Consider the following 21543-nt stretch of genomic DNA (forward strand, 5'->3'; position numbering starts at 1 on the left):
ATTAACCCCAGAGCTTTTCCAGTTCGTACAGTTGACGGCTTTCTTCTTGCATCACATGGACGATAACTTCGCCAAGATCAACAACTACCCAGTCAGTCGCGTTAATGCCTTTCACACCCAGCGCATCAAAACCGGCTTTACGGGATGATTCAACAACGTGTTCAGCGATAGACATAACGTGACGGTTAGAGGTGCCGGTACAGATAATCATGCAGTCAGTGATGCTTGATTTACCCTGAACATCCAAAGCAACGATGTCCTGGCCTTTGAGGTCGTCAATTTTATCGACGATGAAATCTTGAAATTCTTTACCCTGCAAGTGTTCCCCCTGGGAAAAGTAGAGTGTGTTCGATGTCGCCCGCATTTAACCCATTGGCTGGGACTGTCTTACTGGCAAATCAGCAATGCGGCGCTCAAAGCGGGGTATCATCCCACCGAGTGACCTGGTTTGCATCGCCATTTTTGTAAAACTATTTTGGAAAGTCATGCTTGCGGGCAGGAAATTATGGCAGCGGAGCATAACAGCCTGGACTGTAGTGTCAATGGTTGACGATAACTGTAACGCGGACAACTTACGATGCCGGACTGTAAATCGCGCGATTATTAAGGGTTCTCAGCGTGGTGAAGCCATCGCGAATTTCAACGCAGCTCCATGCACCTTGTTCAATAACGAAATGCCACATCGAGGCGGGAGGCATATTGAGGAGGGTGGAAATCAGTAAACTCAACACACCTTGATGGCTAACAATCAGAATATTCTTTTCTTTAGGCTGTGAGGAGAGCGTCGCTGCAAACTCACTGACGCGCTGAGAAAAAAGCTGGAAACCTTCGCCATTCTTCGGCACCACGTTCTGCCAGTCATTACACCAGGCCGCATAGTTTTCCGAATCCATGCGTTGCAAATCACGGTGATGCTGCATTTCCCAGTCACCAAAATTCATCTCATTAAGACGCGGCTCAGTCACTACCGGAATGTTGCGTTGCTGAACAATGAGCTGCATCGTGTGTTGGGCACGCCCCAGTTCACTGCAAAGCACTTTCTCAAACGCGACTTGATTGAGTAAATCCCCAATGGCTTGCGCCTGCTTTACGCCGTGTTCGGTGAGGGGCGTTTCAGAAATACCGCTGTACAACCCGTCTACATTGGCCTGGGATTGCCCATGGCGAACTAACCATAATTTCATCTGTTCCTCACCTAAACGTTGGCTGTGGCTACACTGGCATAAGTGTATCATTGTGCCTCATGTGACGAAGTCAGTTATTGGGGGAATTATGGCGTTCAGTAGCCAGCATGGTGGCAATATTATTGAAGCGGCAGCGGTGATGGGCGTGGATGCAGAGTTGCTGATCGATTTTAGTGCCAATATTAATCCGCTCGGCATGCCGGATTCATTAAAGCGCGCAATCGTTGCAAACCTGGCGTTGGCAGAACGCTACCCTGATGTTGAATACCGTGTGTTACACCAGGCGCTGGCAAAACATCATCAAGTCCCGCAGGAGTGGGTGTTGGCGGGGAATGGCGAAACAGAACTGATCTTTAATCTGGTTCAGCAACTTGCCCCACAAAAGGCTTTATTACTGACGCCTGGCTTTGCTGAATATCGTCGTGCATTAACCCGTATTGGCTGCGAAATAACGGATTTCCACTTGTCCGAAGCACAAGGCTGGCAACCTGATGAATCATTATTGCAAGCTTTAACCCCTGAGCTGGATTGCCTGTTTTTGTGTACTCCAAATAACCCGACAGGGCTTTTGCTCAAGAGATCTTTGTTATTAGCGGTTGCGCAGCGTTGCCGCGAAAACAATATTGCTTTCATCGTCGATGAAGCTTTTCTCGATTTTATCCCCACTGAGCCGGGCTTGATCCCTGAGCTTTCGAGTTTCCCCAATATTTATGTTTTGCGCTCCCTGACCAAATTTTTTGCTATTGCCGGACTGCGCCTGGGTTATTTGGTCAGCGCAGATACAGCCACCGTTGGGGGCATTCGCGAACACCGGGAACCCTGGACGATAAACGCGTTTGCTGCGCTGGCGGGCGAGATTATTCTTAACGATAGCGCTTATATCGAGGCGAGTTATCGTTGGCTGAACACCGAACAACCCCGACTTTTTAATACTCTGAACGCATTGCCAGGAATAACGGTTTGGCCGCCGCGCGCGAACTATATTTTCCTGCGCTGTGACATTGCGGATCTGGAGTTACAAAAGGCGTTGTTGAAAGAGAACATCTTGATTCGCCATTGTGCAAACTACCCGGGGCTTGATGCGCGTTATTATCGCGTGGCGATCAAAAGCCCGGCGGATAACGACAGATTACTGGATGCGTTGCGGCGCGTGCTTAGCAATAAAGCTGGTGCTGGTGAATAAATTCAGCCACGGCAGGGGGGAGCAGATCATCGCAAGCCAAGTGTTGCTCTAAACGCTGGCGAATGGCGGTGGCGGAGATGTCGTACAGTGGCGTTGGTGCGAGGTAAATTCTCCCCGCAGGCAGGCTGTGAAGTTCTTCAACCGAAGTGGTTTGATGCTTATCAAGCCACTGCTGTTCTTCTGGCGTATCCATCGACAGAGCATACCCGGGGCGCTGGCAAACCAGCAGATGGCATAACGTCAGCAATGTTTCCCAACGGTGCCAGCGTTGCAGGTTCAGCAACGAATCCTGGCCCACGATAAATGCCAGAGGTTGATTCGCGCCAATCTCTGCACGCAACTGTTCCAGCGTTTCAACCGTGTACGACGGGGTTTCACGTTGCAGTTCGCGGTCATCCAGACGAAATAGTGGTTTTCCCGCAATGGCGAGCTCGACCATAGCTTTACGTTGTTGGCTGTTCGCCAACGGTTGGGGGCGATGGGGAGGCACGTTGTTGGGCATGATAGTGACTTGTTGCAGTGACACCTGTTTTGCCAACGCTTCGACCGGTTTTAAATGCCCGTAATGGATAGGGTCGAATGTCCCACCATACAGGGCAGTTAAACGCGAAACGCTGTTAGCCATGAGTGAAAATTTCCACCAGAGCTTTATGACATAACAGCAGAGAAAGCCCTTCCAGCTCAGCCCACACCGATTGTCCATAATCTTGCTTTAGCGTCAGTTCTACCTGGCAAAGCAGACGCACCGCCTGATAAAGCTGGTCCGCCGATAAGCGATTAAGCGCTTCAGTGACCAGTGCGCGACGGTTTTGCCACACGCGTTGCTGGTCAAATAAAGTGCGTAGCGGAGTGCTTACCGACTGGCGTTTCAGGTTAACCAGTTGCAGTAATTCGCGTTGCAGCGTACGCAGTAAAATCACCGGCTCGCTGGCCTCCAGCCTTAACTGCTGAAGGATATGCAGCGCGCGTTTACTTTTGCCTGCCAAAATCGCATCAACCCAATGGAAAGGGGTGAAGTGTGCGGCATCATTCACCGCTTGCTCGACCCGTGGCAGCGTAAGCTTTCCATCTGGCCATATCAGCGACAAACGCTCCAGCGCCTGCGAAAGCGCCAACAGGTTGCCTTCGTAGCAATAACACAGCAATTGATTGGCCGCGTCATCAAGCTGGAGGTTCATCTGTTTCGCACGTTGAGAAACCCAGCGTGGAAGTTGAGCCTGTTCAGGCGTCTGGCAGGTCACAGTCACGCTGCGGTCGGCCAGTTTCGCCAGCCATGAAGCATTTTCCTGAGCCTTGGTTAACTTGTTGCCACGCACCAGCAGCAGAATATCGTCGTGCAGCAAGGACACCAACGTTTCGAACTGCGCGTTAATCGCCGCGTTCGGCCCATTTTCTGGTAACAACAACAGCAGAGTCTGACGGCTGGCGAACAGGCTTAGCGCCTGGCAAATTGAGAACAGATCTTGCCAGTCAGTGCTGGCATCAATCTGCACGGTATGATGTTCTTCAAAGCCCTGGGTACTCGCCGTCTGGCGAATCGCATCCTGGCTTTCCTGAAGTAACAGCGGATCGTTTCCGAGTAACAGATACGCCGCGCGCAGCCCTTCATTGAGCTGCGCGCGGAGTTGTTCAGGGTACAACCGAATCATTTGCTACCAGGAGCGGCCGAAAGCGTGGTCGACGTACGGCTTGTTGATGCCGCTGGTGTCGTGCTCGTCACCGGTTTCTCGGCAGCTTTAGTCTCAGCAACGTCCTCGACTTGTACCGTCATCAGCTTACGAATCAGCTGTTGTGCTGCTGTGGTGTACATTTCTTTGGTAAGCAATTCTTGCTCGGCATCTTTTGCCAAAGCACTCAGTGGGTTATCAAAGAATGATTTATACACTCTGGCGCTAATCGGATAAATGTCGTGGCCTGGAATCAGCACTTGTGCCGAAACCGTCATCACCATTTGATATTCCGCGGTACGCCCATCCTGGAAGATGGATGCGGTATCCTGGCCAAGCGTGCTTCCCAGTATACGCAGGGAAGGAATATCCTTGCGAACACCCGTTCCGGTATCATCCACAAGCGTGACGCCGTTAAGACGCAACTGAGAGCGGATCTCACGTGTCAGTGGGCCGTTGGGATCGCTTGAGTTCAGGATCATCGTTTTCATCTGATCCGGAACCTGCGTGCTGCCACGCAGGTGAAAACCACACCCGGCGGTGACAAGCACCGCCAACATAACTAACAAGCTGACAAAGGGATGTCGCACGGTTCCTCCTGCGCTTAGCCCACAACCAAATTGAGCAGTTTGCCCGGCACGTAAATCACTTTACGCACGGTCACACCCTCAAGATATTTCGCAACCAGATGTTCCTGACCTGCGCGTTCTTGCACTTGTTCTTGCGTCGCATCAGCTGGAACAGTGATTTTGCCGCGAACTTTACCGTTCACCTGCACCACGACCAACAGCGAATCCTCAACCATCGCTGACTCATCAGCCTGTGGCCATGGCGCGTTGTCGATATCACCTTCACCGCCCAATGACTGCCACATATCGAAGCAAACGTGCGGGGTGAACGGATACAGCATACGAACCACTGCCAACAGCGCTTCGTTCAGCAGAGCGCGGTCTTGCTCGCTATCCTGCGGTGCTTTTGCCAGTTTGTTCATCAATTCCATGATGGCAGCAATCGCGGTGTTAAAGGTCTGACGACGACCAATATCATCGGTCACTTTCGCGATGGTTTTGTGAACATCACGGCGTAATGCTTTTTGATCTTCGTTCAGCGCGGCAATATCAAGTGCAGGTGCCGCACCACGGCTGGTGTGCTCGTAGGCCAGTCTCCAGACACGCTTCAGGAAGCGGTTTGCCCCTTCAACGCCAGACTCTTGCCATTCCAGCGTCATATCAGCCGGGGACGCAAACATCATAAACAAACGAACGGTATCTGCGCCGTAGCGTTGAACCATCACTTGCGGGTCGATGCCGTTGTTTTTCGACTTCGACATTTTGCTCATGCCAGCATAGACCAGTTCATTGCCCTGTGCGTCGCAGGCTTTGATAATACGGCCTTTCTCGTCACGCTCGACAATCGCATCCGCTGGGGAAACCCAGTTACGCTCACCGTTAACGCCGGTGTAATAGAACGCGTCTGCCAGAACCATGCCCTGACACAGCAACTGTTTGGCTGGCTCGTTAGAGGTCACCATGCCTGCGTCACGCATCAGTTTGTGGAAGAAGCGGAAGTACAGCAGGTGCATGATGGCGTGTTCGATGCCACCAATATAGATATCTACCGGCAGCCAGTAGTTGGCGGCTTTGGAGTCCAGCATCCCTTTGTCGTACTGCGGGCTGGTGTAACGCGCGTAGTACCAGGACGATTCCATAAAGGTATCGAAGGTGTCGGTTTCACGCAGCGCAGGTTTGCCATCAACAGTGGTTTTAGCCCATTCAGGATCGGCTTTAATTGGACTGGTGATACCGTCCATGACGACATCTTCTGGCAGAATAACCGGCAGTTGATCTTCTGGCGTTGGCATGACCGTGCCGTCTTCCAGAGTCACCATTGGAATTGGCGCACCCCAGTAACGCTGACGGGAAACACCCCAGTCACGCAGACGATAGTTAATTTTACGTTCGCCCACGCCTTTCGCTGCCAGTTTGTCGGCAATGGCGTTGAACGCATTCTGGAAGTCCAGGCCGTCGAACTCGCCTGAATTGAACAGTGCGCCTTTTTCGGTCATCGCGGCGGCTGATAAATCAGGTTCGCTACCATCGGCATTGAGAATCACAGGTTTGATTTGCAGACCGTATTTCGTCGCAAATTCCCAGTCGCGCTGGTCGTGGCCAGGAACCGCCATCACCGCACCGGTGCCGTATTCCATCAGGACAAAGTTTGCTACCCAAACTGGAACAGCTTCGCCAGTCAGTGGGTGAATGGCGTTCACGCCGGTGGCAACGCCTTTCTTTTCCATGGTTGCCATTTCAGCTTCGGCAACTTTGGTGTTACGGCATTCATCGACGAATGCAGCCAGTTCAGGGTTGTTCACTGCCGCTTGTTGTGCGATAGGGTGGCCAGCAGCAACTGCCAGGTAAGTCACACCCATAAAGGTGTCCGGGCGGGTGGTGTAAACCGTCAGTTTCTCAGCGCTGTTTTCAACGTCGAAAGTGATCTCAACGCCTTCAGAACGGCCAATCCAGTTACGCTGCATGGTTTTGACCTGATCAGGCCAATGGTCCAGCGTATCCAGATCGTTTAACAACTCATCTGCGTAAGCGGTGATTTTGATAAACCACTGTGGGATTTCTTTGCGCTCAACTTTGGAGTCACAGCGCCAGCAGCAACCGTCGATAACCTGTTCGTTTGCCAGCACAGTCTGGTCATTCGGGCACCAGTTAACCGCGGAGGTTTTTTTGTAAACCAGGCCTTTGTTATACAGCTGAGTGAAGAACTGCTGTTCCCAACGGTAATATTCCGGGGTACAGGTCGCCAGCTCGCGGCTCCAGTCATAGCCAAAGCCCAGCGTTTTGAGCTGGTTCTTCATGTAATTGATGTTGTCGTAAGTCCATGGTGCAGGCGCGGTGTTATTCTTTACCGCCGCCCCTTCAGCTGGCAAACCGAACGCATCCCAGCCGATTGGCTGCAGCACGTTTTTGCCCAGCATGCGCTGGTAGCGCGCGATAACGTCACCGATGGTGTAGTTACGAACGTGGCCCATGTGTAGTCGGCCAGAAGGATAGGGTAGCATCGAGAGGCAGTAATACTTCTCTTTGCCTTCGTCTTCGGTTACTTCAAAAGTACGCTTCTCTTGCCAGTGAAGCTGTACGTTGGATTCTATCTCTTCCGGGCGATATTGCTCTTGCATGGCAGCCAGTGGTCCTGTGATGAAAGACAGCTACAGGTTGTAGCTTTAACTATTAATTTCAGATCGGCATAGCATAGCCGATAAGAGTGCCGCAAAACAGCCTTTAGAAAGCTGGAGTCTGCATTTCTCATTTGCACTTTTTTACCTTGCTTGTGGGCAAACTAACAAAGTGATAGCCGATTAACGTCTACTATTAGAGCAGGTTAGCCGACACTGAATGCAGGAATCTCTTCAAGGAGGTAAGCAGACGATGAACAAGGTTGCTCAATTTTACCGTGAACTGGTGGCCTCGCTCACCGAACGGTTACGTAATGGCGAGCGCGATATAGACGAACTGGTCGCCAGCGCGCGTAAACGCATGAACGAAACTGGGGAGCTAACGCGTACCGAAGTTGATGAAGTGACGCGTGCAGTGCGGCGTGATCTGGAAGAGTTTGCCCGCAGCTACAATGAAAGCCAGGACGAATTTACCGACAGCGTTTTCATGCGCGTCATTAAAGAAAGTCTCTGGCAGGAACTGGCTGACATCACTGACAAAACGCAGCTTGAGTGGCGCGAAGTCTTTCAGGATCTCAACCATCACGGTGTCTATCACAGCGGTGAAGTGGTTGGGCTTGGCAATTTGGTTTGCGAGAACTGTCACTTCCACCTTGCCGTTTACACCCCGGACGTGCTGCCCGTCTGCCCGAAATGCGGACATAACCAGTTTGGCCGCAGACCTTTCGAACCTTAAATTGTCATCAGCCCCATGGTTTCATGGGGCTAAGCTTCGGGCGATAAACTACTGTGCGGCGTTCCCTGATAATAGGCCAGCGCCACCATCAACGACTGCACCAGACACAGCGTGGCAGACTGGGAGCGGAAAGCATCAACCTGCGCTTCTTTAACCACAAAACACAAATCGCTGAACGTGGCCAGCGGGCTAATCTGGCTGTCCGTAATCACGATTTGCCGTGCGCCAGTGCTTGCCGCTTTTTCACTGACCATCAACGTTTCCTGGGCATATGGCGAGAAGCTAATCAGCACCACCACATCTTTCGCTTTCACTCGATTCACTTGCTCACGCAGCATCCCGCCGAGACCGTCGAGCAGAATCGGGCGGCACTCCAGGTGGCTCAGCGCATAACTTAGATACGCTGCCACGCTAAACGAACGGCGCAGGCCGACGATATAAATTGTTTCCGCTTCTGCCAGCAAAGTCACCGCTCGCTGTAACATTTCCGGCTCAGTGCGTGCGGCTAGTTGCTGCAAAGCTTGTGCATTGGAACGGGCAAACTCCTGCAAAATATCGAGTGGCGTTTCAGGCACCGCCTCGCTTTCCATTTCGCGGAACAATCGTGCGCGGTCGGTATAGCTGGCGGTTTCCTCCACCAGATTCATGCGAAACAGCTGTTTCATTTCGTTGAACCCGCTGAAATCAAAAGCATTGGCAAAGCGGATCAGCGTTGAGGGCGGCACTTCTGCGCGTTCGGCAATGGCGGCTACGGTATCAAACGCCACGCTGTTGGTGTTATCCAGCACGTAACGGGAAACTTGCTGCAACCGTTTACTCAGGCTGTCGTAGCGGTCGCGAATCTGCTGCTGTAACTCGCTCAGGTTGGTCGCGGTGGTCAAATTACCTTCCTCAAAGAAATGGTTGCTGAAACATATTTAACCCCAGCAACGGTGAAAATGAAACAAATATACCAAAACAGATCCGATATGAAATCATAGTAGTCTCTATCCCGTTACCCCGCCGCTGCGCTTAACACAAAAACTGATTTCTGATCACAATAATCAACATTTGTTTTATTTAACCATTAAATGGAATGTTTATTTCATATACAGTGTTCAGGAATCGACCATAAATGTGAGAGGGTACAGATGGAGACGGTAGCGAATTTCATTCACGGTGAATGCGTCATGGGCAACAGCTCACGCGTTCAGGCGATCTTCAACCCGGCCACTGGCGCACAAATCCGCCAGGTGGCAATGAGCACCGCGCAACAGACCGAACAGGCGATCGCTGCCGCCCAACAGGCATTTGCCGGTTGGGCGCGACAGGCTCCGCTGAAACGTGCGCGTGTCATGTTCCGTTTTAAAAGCCTGCTTGAACAGCATATGGACAGCCTGGCGAAGCTTATCAGCGAAGAACACGGCAAAGTTTATTCCGATGCGGTGGGCGAATTGACCCGTGGCCTTGAGGTGGTGGAGTTCGCCTGTGGTATTCCACATCTGCAAAAAGGTGAGCACTCGGCAAACGTCGGCACCGGTGTCGATAGCCACTCGCTGATGCAACCGCTCGGCGTCTGTGCGGGCATCACCCCTTTCAACTTCCCGGCGATGGTGCCGATGTGGATGTTCCCTATTGCCCTGGCGACCGGCAATACCTTCGTGCTCAAACCTTCTGAAAAAGACCCGTCGTTAGCGTTACGCCTGGCGCAATTGCTCAAAGAGGCTGGTCTGCCGGACGGCGTCTTCAATGTGGTGCAAGGTGATAAAGAAGCGGTAGATGTCCTGCTGACCGACCCGCGCGTGCAGGCGGTGAGTTTTGTTGGTTCGACGCCGATTGCTGAATATATCTACCAGACGGCTTCCGCTCACGGCAAACGTTGCCAGGCATTGGGTGGGGCGAAAAACCACTGCATCCTGATGCCTGATGCGGACATGGAAATGGCAACAAACGCGATTATGGGCGCGGCTTACGGTGCGGCGGGTGAACGCTGTATGGCACTCTCCGTGGTCGTCGCGGTGGGCGACCAAACCGCAGACGATCTCTGCGTAAGGCTTGAGCAACAAATCGCTAAGCTGCGGGTTGGGCCTGGGCTGACATCAGGGCCAGAAAACGAAATGGGTCCGCTGATTTCAGCGCCACACCGCGCCAAAGTGCTTGGCTACATTGATAGTGGCGAATCACAAGGGGCGACGTTGCGTGTCGATGGGCGCGGTCTGAAGCTTGCAGGCAACGAAGGTGGATATTTCGTTGGGCCGACGTTGTTCGATAATGTCACCCCAGAAATGACTATCTATAAAGAAGAAATCTTTGGCCCAGTGCTGTGTGTGGTGCGTGCCGCGGATTACCGCAGCGCCATCGACCTGATTAATCATCATGAGTACGGCAACGGCACGGCGATTTTCACCGGCGATGGCGGCACGGCGCGCCGCTTCTGTGAAGAGGTGCAGGTGGGTATGGTCGGCGTTAACGTGCCGATTCCGGTACCGATGGCATTCCACAGCTTTGGTGGATGGAAGCGTTCGATTTTCGGGCCGCTGAATGTTCACGGCAGTGATGGCGTTCGTTTCTACACCCGCATGAAAACCATCACGGCTCGCTGGCCTGAAACCAGCCATCAGCAAGGCGCTGCGTTTTCTATGCCGACGCTGGGCTAACAGGGGGAAGCATGACGACACAACGCATGACCATGGCGCAGGCCCTGGTCAGGTTTTTGAACCAGCAATACGTCAACATTGATGGTGAAGAAACGCCGTTTGTTGCTGGGGTGATGACCATCTTCGGGCACGGCAACGTGCTGGGGATAGGTCAGGCACTGGAAGAAAACCCAGGCCATCTGAAAGTCCATCAGGGTTGTAACGAACAAGGCATGGCGCATATTGCCACCGGCTTTGCGAAACAACATTGTCGCAGGCGAATCTATGCGGTGACTTCATCGGTCGGGCCAGGGGCTGCGAATATGGTGACCGCAGCGGCCACCGCTACCGCCAACCGTATTCCGTTGCTGTTGCTGCCGGGGGATATTTACGCCAGCCGCCAGCCCGATCCGGTATTGCAACAAATAGAACAGTTCCATGACCTGAGTCTGAGTACCAATGACTGCTTCCGTCCGGTGTCTCGCTACTGGGATCGGATCAATCGCCCTGAGCAATTGATGAGTGCGATGTTAAGCGCGATGCGAGTGCTCACTCATCCGGCGGAAACCGGTGCGGTCACCATCTGCCTGCCGCAAGATGTGCAGGGCGAAGTCTGGGATTATCCGGAAAGTTTCTTCGCGCGACGGGTTCATCTTATTGAACGTCGTCCACCGGATGAAACTCGCCTGCAAGCCGCGCTCGAACTGATTACCCGCAAACGCCGCCCGTTGGTTATCTGCGGTGGTGGTGTGCGCTATTCGGGGGCTCACGCGGCATTTAACCAGTTTATCGACAGCGTTCAGTTGCCATTTGTCGAAACGCAGGCAGGCAAAGGAGCGATTGTCAGTGAACACCCACTTAACCTCGGTGGGGTGGGCGTCACCGGTGGTCTGGCGGCTAACCAACTGGCAGCGCAGGCAGATTTAGTGATTGGCGTCGGTACACGTTTGACTGATTTCACCACCGGATCAAAATCGCTATTTTGCCATCCTGACGTCGAATTCTTGCTGCTAAATGTGGCTGAGTTTGATGCTCTGAAACTGGATGCCACGCCGCTGGTGGCGGATGCACAAGTCGGGCTGGAGCGTTTAACCGTCGGGCTACGTACGCTGGATTATCAGTCGGCATGGCGCGATGAGCCTGTTAAAGCCAAAGCCGCGTGGCATGAAGAGTGCCAGCGGTTATGGACACGGCGCTGGCAGCCGCATGACAAGCCAGAAGTCTTCGGGCATCTGGATGCGCAGCTTGCCGAATACAGCGAGGTTCTCGGAACATGTCTGACACAAACGCGCGTACTCGGTCTGGTTAACCAGCACATCGAGGAAAACGCGATAGTCGTTGGTGCAGCAGGTTCATTGCCTGGCGATTTACAGCGTCTGTGGCAGGTCAAAACAGCGGATAGCTACCACCTGGAATACGGCTACTCCTGCATGGGTTACGAGATTGCCGCCGCAGTCGGGGCGAAGCTTGCGAAACCGAAGCAGCCGGTGTACGCCATGGTTGGGGACGGCTCGTATTTGATGCTGCATTCGGAACTGCAAACCGCGGTACAGGAAGGCATCAAAATCACCATCTTGCTGTTTGATAACGCAGGATTCGGCTGTATCAACAACCTGCAAATGGGTCATGGAATGGGTAGTTTCGGCACAGAGAACCGCAGGCGTAACCCCGAAACCGGGCAACTTGACGGGCCGCTGGTTAAAGTCGATTTTGCGAAGAATGCCGAAAGTTACGGCTGCCGCGCCTGGCGAGTCAACGACGAACAAAGTTTGCTGGCCGCGCTGGAAGCTTCAGCTTTGCATCCAGGTCCGACACTACTGGACATCAAAGTGCTGCCAAAAACCATGACTCATGATTACGAAGCCTGGTGGCGTACAGGCGATGCGCAAACGGCATCTTCTGGCTCAGTGACGGATGCTGCCGCTAAAACGTTAGCGATGCTTAAACGCGCCCGTCAGTATTAATCTCAATCCTCACCCCTGAACATTCCGCTGGTATTGTAAGCGGAATGTTCATTTCATTTTTTGCCACGTTTTGCTCCTTTTCTGCTCCACTCCCTGCAATCAAGCTGAAACCCCCTCCCTTAAGTGATGCAATATTGTGCGATGTTGTGACTTTGATAACAAATCAGACCCATAAAATAGACAAAATGTTAACCCTGACTCAAAAATAGAATTTTCACTATTCATTAAAATGAAATAAATGTTTTATTTAAAGAGTCGTTAAATCAACTGTACGCATTGCCGGGGTCACCCCGGTACTTGACTCTAAAGCTATGCCAATATCGGGAGCCGCTATGTTTAACATTGCCTTACTGGGCGCAGGTCGCATCGGCCAGATCCACGCCGCCAATATTGCAGCCCACAAAGAGACCACCCTTTGGTCAGTTGTTGATCCGAACCAGGAAAACGCCAGCCGCATTGCCACGCTGTATCAGGCTCGCCAGCAGAGCGTAAGCGAAGCGATGGCCGACCCAAACGTCCACGCGGTGCTGATTGCCTCCGCCACCGACACGCACGCCGATTTAATTGAACTTGCCGCTTTCCACGGCAAAGCCATCTTCTGTGAAAAACCTGTCCACCTCGATTTGGCCCGCGTGCGTGACTGCCTGAAAGTGGTCAAAGAACGTGATGTGCCGCTATTCATCGGTTTTAACCGCCGCTTTGATCCTCAGTTTCGTCGCGTCAAAACCCAGGCCCAGCAAGGGCTGATTGGCAAACCTGAATCGCTGATGATTATTTCCCGCGACCCGTCGCCACCGCCTGCGGAATACGTGCGCGTTTCCGGTGGTATGTTCCGCGATATGACCATCCACGATTTCGACATGGCGCGTTTCATCATGGGTGAAGAGCCAGTGGCGATTTATGCCCAGGGCAGCAATCTGGTTGACCCGGCGATTGGCGAAGCGGGTGACATTGACACCGCTTTCATCGTGCTGAAGTACGCATCCGGCGCGCTTGCCACCATCGTCAATAGCCGCCGTTCGGCTTATGGCTACGATCAGCGCCTGGAATTGCACGGTTCAAACGGCTTGTTATGCGCGGGCAACATTCTGGAAAACCAGGTGCAGCATTTCGGTGCCAACGGCTGCAACAGCGCACTGCCTGAGCACTTCTTCCTGCAACGATACAAAGAGGCTTATGCCGCAGAGTGGCTGCATTTTGTCGCCATTTTACGTGGTGAAGCGAAGCCAGAGTGCAGCGGTGACGACGGTGAACGCGCGCTGTATCTGGCCGACAAGGCACTGGAATCCCTGCGTTGCCAGCGTGAAATAGCGTTGTAACTCCCGAACCCTACACACAAAGAGAGATAACAATGAAAAAAATTATTCTTGCTGCCCTCATCGCACTCGCTACCGCTCCGGCTTTCGCCGAAAACGAGCAAATTGTCTTTAGTACGCCAAACCTGGCGATGCCGTTTGAAGTGCATATGCAGCGCACTGCGGTAAAAGCCGCTAAAGAAATGGGCGTGCAGTTACAGGTGCTGGACAGCCAGGGCAGCTCACCTAAACAAGTGGCCGATCTTGAAAACGCCATTACGCGCGGCGCTCAGGGGTTTATCGTTTCACCCAACGACGTTAACGCGGTCTCCAGCGCAGTCAGTGAAATTCAGGATGCCAAACTTCCTGTCGTCACGCTCGACCGTACGGTCACCACCGAGAAAAAAGTGCCGCACTTTGGTGCCAATAACTATAAAGGCGGCCAGGCGGTGGCTGACTACGTGAAGTCGAAATTCCCCAATGGCGCGGAGATTATTCTGCTGACCGGCCAGCCAGGTTCTTCTTCCAACATTGAACGTACCAAAGGCATTCGCGACAGCCTGAAAGCCGGTGGCGATAAATACAAAATCGTCGCCGATCAGACCGGTAACTGGATGCGTTCCGAAGGGATGCGCATTGTAGAAAGCGTGCTGCCGTCACTGCCGAAAAAACCACAAGTCATTCTTTCTGCTAACGACGATATGGCGCTGGGTGCCATCGAAGCCCTTCAGGAACAAGGCGTGAAACCGGGCGAAATCATGGTCACCGGTTTTGATGCGGTACCAGAAGCGCTGGCGCGTGTGCGCGACGGTTGGCTGCAAGTCACCGCCGATCAGCGTCCGGGCTACGCGGTGACTACCGCAATGAGCCAACTGGTTGCCAACATCCGCGAGAAAAAAGAGATCACCGGTGCCGATTACGCACCAACCATGATCACCAAAGAGAATCTGGATAAAGCTGAACGTATCGGCGAAGCCGGCAAATAGTATCCGTCATCTTTCAAGCTGCAGCTGTGTTGGCTGCCTTCCCGCACCCCAGTCACATAGTTCGCTATGTTCCCTGGGGATGCGCTTAGTTGCCGCCGTGCTGCAGCTTGAAATCTAAAGGATACCTGCGGAAAGAGGAGCAGTCTGATGTCGCAATCCTTATTGAAAGTCAGCGAACTGGCGAAAAGCTTTTCCGGCGTTTGGGCGCTGAGCAATGCACAGCTCACCGTCGGGCAGGGGGAAATCCATGCGCTGCTCGGTGAAAATGGCGCGGGTAAATCCACGCTGTTGAAGGCGCTGGCGGGTGCACAGCCGCAAACTCGTGGTGAAATCTGGTTTAACGGTGAAAAGCTGGCGGTGGACGAGTCGCCGGTGGCCCGTCAGCAAAAAGGCATTATCACGATTTATCAGGAGTTTAACCTGCTGCCGAATATGACGGTGGCGGAAAATATGTTTCTTGGGCGCGAACCACGCCGTCGCAATTTAATCGTCGATGCCAAAGCGGTAAACCAGGAAGCGCAGGTGATTCTTGATTATCTGCAACTCAACGTGGCACCGACCACAGCGGTGGCGCGCCTGAGCGTCGCCCAGCAACAGATGGTGGAAATTGCCCGTGCGTTAACCCTTAACGCCAAACTGATCATTATGGACGAACCTTCGGCGGCGCTGAGTGACAGTGAAGTCGAAAGCCTGCACCGCGTGGTGCGCGAACTAAAAGGCCGCGGCGTCAGCATTATTTACGTCACCCACCGCCTGCATGAAGTTTTCCAGCTTTGCGACCGTTTTACCGTGTTCCAGGACGGGCGCTACACCGGCTCCGGCGAAGTCGCAGGCACCAGTGTTGAACAAATTATTCGTCTGATGGTGGGGCGCGATGTGGTGTTTGACCGCCGTGACTCGAGCCTGACCCATCATGAAGATAAACCCATTCGCCTGTCCGTGAAGGGGTTAAGCCGTGAGAAACCGCCGCTTGATCCGCACGGCATCGCGCTTAAAGACATCAGTTTTCACGTGCACAGTGGCGAAGTTCTGGGGATTGCCGGGCTGGTGGGTGCAGGCCGTACCGAGGTGGCGCGTTGCCTGTTCGGCGCGGACAAATTCACCCAGGGAACTTTCGAGTTAGACGGCAAACCTTACCAGCCGCAAAACCCAATGTACGCGCTGGAGTGTGGCATTGCCCTGGTACCGGAAGACCGCAAAAAAGAGGGCGCGGTGCTGGGGTTATCGATTCGCGAAAACCTCACGCTATCAAGCCTGTCCTCGCTGCTGACCTGGCGCTATTTCGTCAGCCCGCGCAAAGAAGATGCGCTGATTGAAGCCTACCAAAAGGCGCTGCAAATCAAGATGGTCAACGCCGAACAGGAAGTGCGCAAGTTGTCCGGCGGCAATCAGCAAAAAGTGATTCTGGCTCGCTGCATGGCGCTCAACCCAAAAGTGCTGATTGTCGATGAACCGACGCGCGGTATCGACGTCGGCACTAAATCTGAAGTCCACCAGGTGCTGTTTGATATGGCTAAACAAGGCGTCGCGGTGATTGTTATCTCCTCAGACTTACCTGAAATCCTTGCGGTTTCCGACCGGATCATCACCCTCAGCGAAGGGCGGGTTACCGGCGAATTACACGGTGACGACGCTAACGAAGAACGGCTGATGACCCTGATGGCTATCAACCACCACGCTTTAAACGCCGCATAACGGGGGAGCCCATGACACAGATGATTTCCAAAACTCAGGCTCCGGCGAAGGGCGCATCGCGCTTTGATCCGATTGCCTTCTTTGAACGCTTTGGTGTGCTGATATTTATGATTCTGCTGCTGGTGTTCTTCCAGTTGCAAAACAGCAACTTCCTTAGCGAACGTAATATTTTCAACATCCTGACCGAAGTGTCGATCTACGGGATCATTGCCGTCGGCATGACCTTTGTGATCCTCACGGCGGGTATCGATCTCTCGGTGGGGTCGATTCTGGCGGTGTGCGCCATGACTGCCGCTTATGTGATTAAAGGCGACAACTTTACCACCGTGGATGCAGGTGCATGGGGTGGTTTTAGCTGGTTGCTGGGGCTGGGGATTTGCCTCGCGATCGGCACGTTTATCGGTTTTCTGCATGGCCTTGGCGTCACGCGTCTGCGTCTGCCGCCGTTTATCGTCACGCTCGGTGGCATGACGATTTGGCGCGGCCTGACGCTGGTGATTAACGATGGTGCGCCTATCGCGGGCTTTGACGCTGGTTATCGCTGGTGGGGGCGCGGGGATATTCTCGGCATATCTGTGCCGATCTGGATTTTCGCCATCGTTTCTATTCTTGGCTATCTGGCGCTGCATAAAACCCGCTGGGGCCGCTTTGTCTACGCGATTGGCGGCAACCCCGAAGCGGCGCGCCTGGCTGGGGTCAACGTTAAACGGGTACTGGTCAGCGTTTATGTGGTGATTGGTTGTCTGGCGGGGCTTGCTGGGTTTGTGCTCAGTGCGCGTCTGGGCAGTGCCGAAGCGGTGGCGGGTATCTCGTTTGAGCTGCGCGTGATTGCCTCGGTGGTGATTGGCGGCACCTCGTTGATGGGCGGCTACGGGCGCATCAGCGGCACGATTATCGGTGCCATCATCATGGGCATTCTGATTAACGGGCTGGTGCTGATGAACGTCTCAGCTTACTACCAGCAAATTATTACCGGTCTGATCATCGTACTGGCGGTAGCGTTTGATACCTACGCCAAGAGCCGTCGTGGCGCGATTTAATCCAGGAACACACTATGAAAAAAGTCAGGATTGGTTTAATCGGCACCGGTTATATCGGCAAAGCCCATGCGATTGCTTACGCCCAGGCACCGACCGTATTTGATTTGCGCGGCGAGTTGGTGCGCGAAATGGTGGCAGAAGTGACGCCTGAACTGGCCGCCACACGTGCCGCCGCTTTTGGATTTAACCGCTCAACCGGCAACTGGCGCGAGCTGGTGGCGGATCCAAATATTGACGTGGTGGATATTTGCTCACCGAACCATCTGCATAAAGAGATGGCGCTGGAGGCGATTCGCCACGGCAAACACGTTTACTCGGAAAAGCCGCTGGCGCTTAACGCCCGTGATGCCCGATTGATGGTCGATGCGGCGCATTGTGCCGGAGTGAAAACTCTCGTCGGCTTCAACTACATGAAAAACCCCACCGCGCAGCTGGCAAAACAGATTATCGAGCGCGGGGAAATTGGCGAGGTTATCCACTTTTACGGCACCCATAACGAAGACTATATGTCTGACCCGCTCGCGCCGATTCACTGGCACTGCTTCAAAGAGACGGCTGGCCTTGGGGCGCTTGGCGATCTCGCGGCGCATATCGTCAATATGGCGCAGTACCTGGTGGGGGATATCCAGCAAGTTTGTGGCGACCTGAAAACCGTGGTGCCACAGCGCCCGGCACAGGCAGGCAGCAGCGAGATGGTCGCCGTGGAAAACGAAGATCAGGCACACGCCATGGTGCGTTTTGAGGGCGGGGCGCAGGGTGTGATTGAAACCTCCCGCGTGGCTTGTGGGCGCAAAATGGGACTGACCTGGACGGTGACGGGAACCAAAGGCGCGATCACTTTTACCCAGGAGCGCATGGCAGAGCTGAAGCTGTATCTGCAAAGCGATCCTGAAGGCCGCCAGGGGTTCCGCACGCTGCTCGTCGGCCCGGCGCATCCTGACTACGGCGCGTTCTGTATGGGCGCGGGTCATGGCATTGGTTTTAACGATCAGAAAACCGTCGAAGTGCGTGATTTGATCGACGGGATCGCCGCTGACGCGCCAATGTGGCCGGACTTTGAAGAGGGCTGGAAGGTGTCGCGCATCCTCGATGCTATCGCCCTGTCTCACCAGAGTGGCCGCTGGGTAAACGTATCTGAAATTGTTTGAGGACGGAGCATGAAACAAAAGCAGTTAGATCTGATTTGCATGGGGCGAGTCGCGGTTGATCTCTACAGCCAGCAGATTGGCGCACGCCTCGAGGATGCCAGCAGTTTCGCCCGCTATTTGGGCGGTTCATCGGGGAATGTCGCTTACGGAACGGCACGACAGGGGCTGAAGTCGTCGATGCTGGCTCGCGTTGGCGACGAGCATATGGGGCGTTTTCTGCGTGAGGAACTGACGCAAGTCGGTTGTGATACCAGCCATCTGATTACCGATACCGAACGGCTCACCGCGCTGGTGCTGCTCGGCATCAAAGACCGGGACACCTTTCCGCTGATTTTTTACCGCGATAACTGCGCAGATATGGCGATTACCGCCAGTGATTTTAGCGAGGAGTACATTGCTTCGGCGCGTTGTCTTGCCATCACCGGAACCCATCTTTCCCATCCCGCGACCCGCGAGGCGGTGCTGACCGCGCTGAACTATGCGCGGCGCAACGAAGTGCGCACCGCACTGGATATTGACTACCGTCCGGTGCTCTGGGGGCTGACGGCGCTGGGCGATGGGGAAACGCGTTTTATCGCCGCCCAGCAAGTCACACAGCAACTGCAATCGGTGCTGCATCTGTTTGATGTGATTGTCGGCACGGAGGAAGAGTTCCACATTGCTGGCGGCTCGACTGACACACTTACTGCCCTGAAACAGGTGCGTGAAGTGAGCGGCGCAACACTGGTGTGTAAGCGTGGTGCACAAGGCTGTTCAGTGTTTACCGGCCAGATCCCGGACTCGCTGGACGGCGGCATTAATGTCACGGGCGTGCGGGTTGAAGTGCTGAATGTGCTGGGGGCGGGCGATGCGTTTATGTCCGGCCTGATGCGTGGTTATCTCAATGATGAAGGCTGGGAGCAGGCGTGTCGTTACGCGAACGCCTGTGGCGCACTGGTGGTTTCACGCCACGGCTGTGCGCCAGCCATGCCGAGCAAAGTGGAGCTTGATGACTATTTAGCCCGCGAACAGCAAGTGCCACGCCCCGATCTTGACGCGCGTCTGAATCATCTGCATCGCGTAACCACTCGCCGCCGGCAGTGGCCGGAACTGTGCGTAATGGCCTTTGATCATCGCAGTCAGCTTGAAGATATGGCATTGAGCTGCGGGGCAGATTTAAAGCGCATTCCGGCGCTGAAGCAGCTGATTTTGCAGGCTAGCCGTGAGGCGGCAAAGCATGCCGAACTGGAAGGGAAAGCTGGTCTGTTGTGCGACGGGACTTTCGGCCAGGATGCACTGAATGCCATTACTGGCGAAGGCTGGTGGATTGGCCGCCCAATCGAGCTACCCGGTTCGCGCCCGCTGGAGATGGAACACGGCAATATTGGCTCGCAGCTGATTAGCTGGCCGCAGGAACACATTGTGAAATGTCTGGTGTTCTTCCATCCGGAAGACGCTCACGCTTTGCGCCTTGAGCAAGAGCAAAAGGTGACGGAGGTGTATCGCGCCTGTTGCCAGTCCGGCCATGAATTACTGCTGGAAGTGATTTTGCCCGCCGACATGCCGCGCAGCGATGACCTTTATTTGCGAGCGATCTCGCGCTTCTACAACCTCGGTATTTATCCGGACTGGTGGAAATTGCCGCCGCTTAGCAGCCAGGGATGGGAAGCCTTGAGCGAGCTGGTAGAAAAACGCGATCCGCATTGCCGTGGCGTCGTCATTCTTGGACTGGATGCGGCAGTGGAAGTGCTGCGCGCCGGATTTAATGCGGCGGCAGATTATCCGATTGTGAAAGGTTTTGCGGTAGGGCGCACCTTGTTTGGTGAAGCGTCGCAGGCCTGGTTAAAACGCGAGATTGATGATGCGCAACTGATTGCCCGTATCCGGGACAACTACCTGCGGTTGATAGCCTTATGGCGTGCACGCGGGCAGACACAATTCTAAGGAGAAGATCATGACGGTACATTTAGGCATTAACCCACTGACCTGGACCAATGACGACCTGCCTTCACTGGGTGCTGACACTTCGCTGGAAACTTGCCTGAGCGAAGGGAAAGAAGCCGGTTTTGCAGGCTTTGAACTGGGGAATAAATTCCCGCGTGAGGCGCGTGTTCTGGGGCCAATTCTGGATAAGCATCAGCTGAAACTGGTCTCCGGCTGGTACTCGGGCCGCCTGCTGGAACGTTCCGTTGAAGAAGAAATTGAGGCGGTGCAGCCCCATTTAACTCTGCTGCGCGAACTGGGGGCAAAGGTGCTGGTGTTTGCTGAAGTCTCTGGTTGTATTCACGGTGAGCAGCAAACGCCGGTTCACCTGCGCCCGCGTTTCCCTGCTGAACGTTGGGCAGAATATGGCGAAAAGCTGACGGCTTTTGCGCGCTACACCCAACAACAGGGCGTACAAATTGCCTACCATCACCATATGGGAACAGTGATTGAGAGCGCTCAGGATGTGGATAACCTGATGACTCACACCGGGCCAGAAGTCGGTTTGTTGCTCGATACCGGTCACCTTACTTTTGCCGGGGCTTCGCCGCTGAAAGTCGCCGAGCGCTGGATTGAGCGCATCAATCATGTGCACTGCAAAGACGTGCGCGCTGACGTGCTGGCGGATGTTAAAAACCGCAAGACCAGTTTCCTCGATGCCGTGTTGAGTGGCGTTTTCACCGTACCGGGCGACGGTTGCGTGGATTACCCGCCGATTATGGCGCTGCTGAAAAAACAAGGTTATAGCGGCTGGCTGGTGGTGGAAGCGGAGCAAGATCCGGCGATCGCCCATCCGCTGACTTACGCACGCCTGGGCTACAACAACCTCAGCAAACTGGCGCGGGATGCCGGGCTGATTTAACTGTGCTGATTTAAGGAGTACC

Annotated in this window: 18 protein-coding genes; 11 read left to right on the forward strand and 7 right to left on the reverse strand. The window is 54.1% G+C overall.

The window, feature by feature from the left end; all coding sequences use genetic code 11:
• Window position 1 precedes the first annotated feature (1 nt).
• Together rsfS and EC843_RS13810 are read right to left on the reverse strand one after the other, a co-directional pair.
• Window positions 2–319 (reverse strand): ribosome silencing factor, encoded by a 318-nt coding sequence (rsfS, locus tag EC843_RS13805; protein ID WP_034493995.1) that lies wholly within the window; start codon window positions 317–319, stop codon window positions 2–4.
• A gap of 253 nt (window positions 320–572) precedes the next feature.
• Window positions 573–1184 (reverse strand): adenosylcobalamin/alpha-ribazole phosphatase, encoded by a 612-nt coding sequence (locus EC843_RS13810; protein ID WP_121815669.1) that lies wholly within the window; start codon window positions 1182–1184, stop codon window positions 573–575.
• Between the two features lie 88 nt (window positions 1185–1272).
• On the opposite strand from EC843_RS13810, the gene cobD reads away from it, so the two are divergent.
• Complete coding sequence (gene cobD / locus EC843_RS13815; RefSeq protein ID WP_208111323.1) at window positions 1273–2367, forward strand: threonine-phosphate decarboxylase CobD; 1095 nt, start codon at window positions 1273–1275, stop codon at window positions 2365–2367.
• Here cobD and nadD read toward each other — a convergent pair.
• The 4 genes from nadD to leuS are packed head-to-tail and all read right to left on the reverse strand — an operon-like array spanning window position 2339 to window position 7221.
• Window positions 2339–2992, reverse strand: a complete 654-nt coding sequence (nadD, locus tag EC843_RS13820) for a nicotinate-nucleotide adenylyltransferase (protein ID WP_121814118.1) — start codon at window positions 2990–2992, stop codon at window positions 2339–2341. The genes cobD and nadD overlap by 29 nt on opposite strands.
• On the reverse strand, window positions 2985–4016 hold the full coding sequence (holA, locus tag EC843_RS13825) for a DNA polymerase III subunit delta (RefSeq protein WP_064548710.1): 1032 nt from the start codon (window positions 4014–4016) through the stop codon (window positions 2985–2987). Before holA ends, nadD begins: the two co-directional genes overlap by 8 nt.
• Window positions 4013–4624: an LPS assembly lipoprotein LptE gene (lptE, locus tag EC843_RS13830; protein WP_064548709.1), complete on the reverse strand. Its 612-nt coding sequence runs from the start codon at window positions 4622–4624 to the stop codon at window positions 4013–4015. The genes holA and lptE overlap by 4 nt, the downstream gene beginning before the upstream one ends.
• Window positions 4625–4638: 14 nt before the next feature.
• On the reverse strand, window positions 4639–7221 hold the full coding sequence (gene leuS / locus EC843_RS13835; RefSeq protein WP_133522408.1) for a leucine--tRNA ligase: 2583 nt from the start codon (window positions 7219–7221) through the stop codon (window positions 4639–4641).
• Between the two features lie 250 nt (window positions 7222–7471).
• On the opposite strand from leuS, the gene EC843_RS13840 reads away from it, so the two are divergent.
• On the forward strand, window positions 7472–7954 hold the full coding sequence (locus EC843_RS13840) for a zinc ribbon-containing protein (RefSeq protein WP_064548705.1): 483 nt from the start codon (window positions 7472–7474) through the stop codon (window positions 7952–7954).
• A 29-nt stretch (window positions 7955–7983) separates the two neighbouring features.
• On the opposite strand, the gene EC843_RS13845 is transcribed toward EC843_RS13840, so the two are convergent.
• A complete protein-coding gene (locus EC843_RS13845; protein ID WP_064548702.1) occupies window positions 7984–8835 on the reverse strand; it encodes a MurR/RpiR family transcriptional regulator in 852 nt (283 codons plus the stop codon).
• Window positions 8836–9084: 249 nt separating this feature from the next.
• Between EC843_RS13845 and EC843_RS13850 the strand changes: the two genes are divergently transcribed.
• The 9 genes from EC843_RS13850 to iolE all read left to right on the forward strand — a co-directional run bounded on the left by EC843_RS13850 (window position 9085) and on the right by iolE (window position 21521).
• Complete coding sequence (locus EC843_RS13850) at window positions 9085–10590, forward strand: CoA-acylating methylmalonate-semialdehyde dehydrogenase (RefSeq protein ID WP_133522409.1); 1506 nt, start codon at window positions 9085–9087, stop codon at window positions 10588–10590.
• A gap of 11 nt (window positions 10591–10601) precedes the next feature.
• Window positions 10602–12533 carry a 3D-(3,5/4)-trihydroxycyclohexane-1,2-dione acylhydrolase (decyclizing) gene (iolD, locus tag EC843_RS13855; RefSeq protein ID WP_133522410.1) on the forward strand — a complete coding sequence of 644 codons (1932 nt, stop codon included), beginning with the start codon at window positions 10602–10604 and terminating at the stop codon, window positions 12531–12533.
• 332 nt (window positions 12534–12865) lie between these two features.
• Window positions 12866–13852 (forward strand): inositol 2-dehydrogenase, encoded by a 987-nt coding sequence (iolG, locus tag EC843_RS13860; protein ID WP_064548697.1) that lies wholly within the window; start codon window positions 12866–12868, stop codon window positions 13850–13852.
• Window positions 13853–13884: 32 nt separating this feature from the next.
• Entirely contained in the window at window positions 13885–14814 is a 930-nt protein-coding gene (locus EC843_RS13865; RefSeq protein ID WP_064548695.1) for a substrate-binding domain-containing protein, read from the forward strand.
• Between the two features lie 147 nt (window positions 14815–14961).
• Window positions 14962–16509: a sugar ABC transporter ATP-binding protein gene (locus EC843_RS13870; protein ID WP_133522411.1), complete on the forward strand. Its 1548-nt coding sequence runs from the start codon at window positions 14962–14964 to the stop codon at window positions 16507–16509.
• A gap of 11 nt (window positions 16510–16520) precedes the next feature.
• Entirely contained in the window at window positions 16521–17549 is a 1029-nt protein-coding gene (locus EC843_RS13875) for an ABC transporter permease (protein WP_133522412.1), read from the forward strand.
• A 14-nt stretch (window positions 17550–17563) separates the two neighbouring features.
• Entirely contained in the window at window positions 17564–18697 is a 1134-nt protein-coding gene (locus tag EC843_RS13880; protein WP_064548689.1) for a Gfo/Idh/MocA family oxidoreductase, read from the forward strand.
• A gap of 9 nt (window positions 18698–18706) precedes the next feature.
• Window positions 18707–20620 carry a 5-dehydro-2-deoxygluconokinase gene (gene iolC, locus EC843_RS13885; RefSeq protein WP_133522413.1) on the forward strand — a complete coding sequence of 638 codons (1914 nt, stop codon included), beginning with the start codon at window positions 18707–18709 and terminating at the stop codon, window positions 20618–20620.
• 10 nt (window positions 20621–20630) lie between these two features.
• Window positions 20631–21521, forward strand: coding sequence for a myo-inosose-2 dehydratase (gene iolE / locus EC843_RS13890; protein WP_064548686.1), 891 nt, complete (start codon window positions 20631–20633; stop codon window positions 21519–21521).
• Window positions 21522–21543 lie beyond the last annotated feature (22 nt).

The sequence above is a fragment of the Buttiauxella sp. JUb87 genome (assembly GCF_004361975.1).
GTDB classification, from domain to species: domain Bacteria; phylum Pseudomonadota; class Gammaproteobacteria; order Enterobacterales; family Enterobacteriaceae; genus Buttiauxella; species Buttiauxella ferragutiae.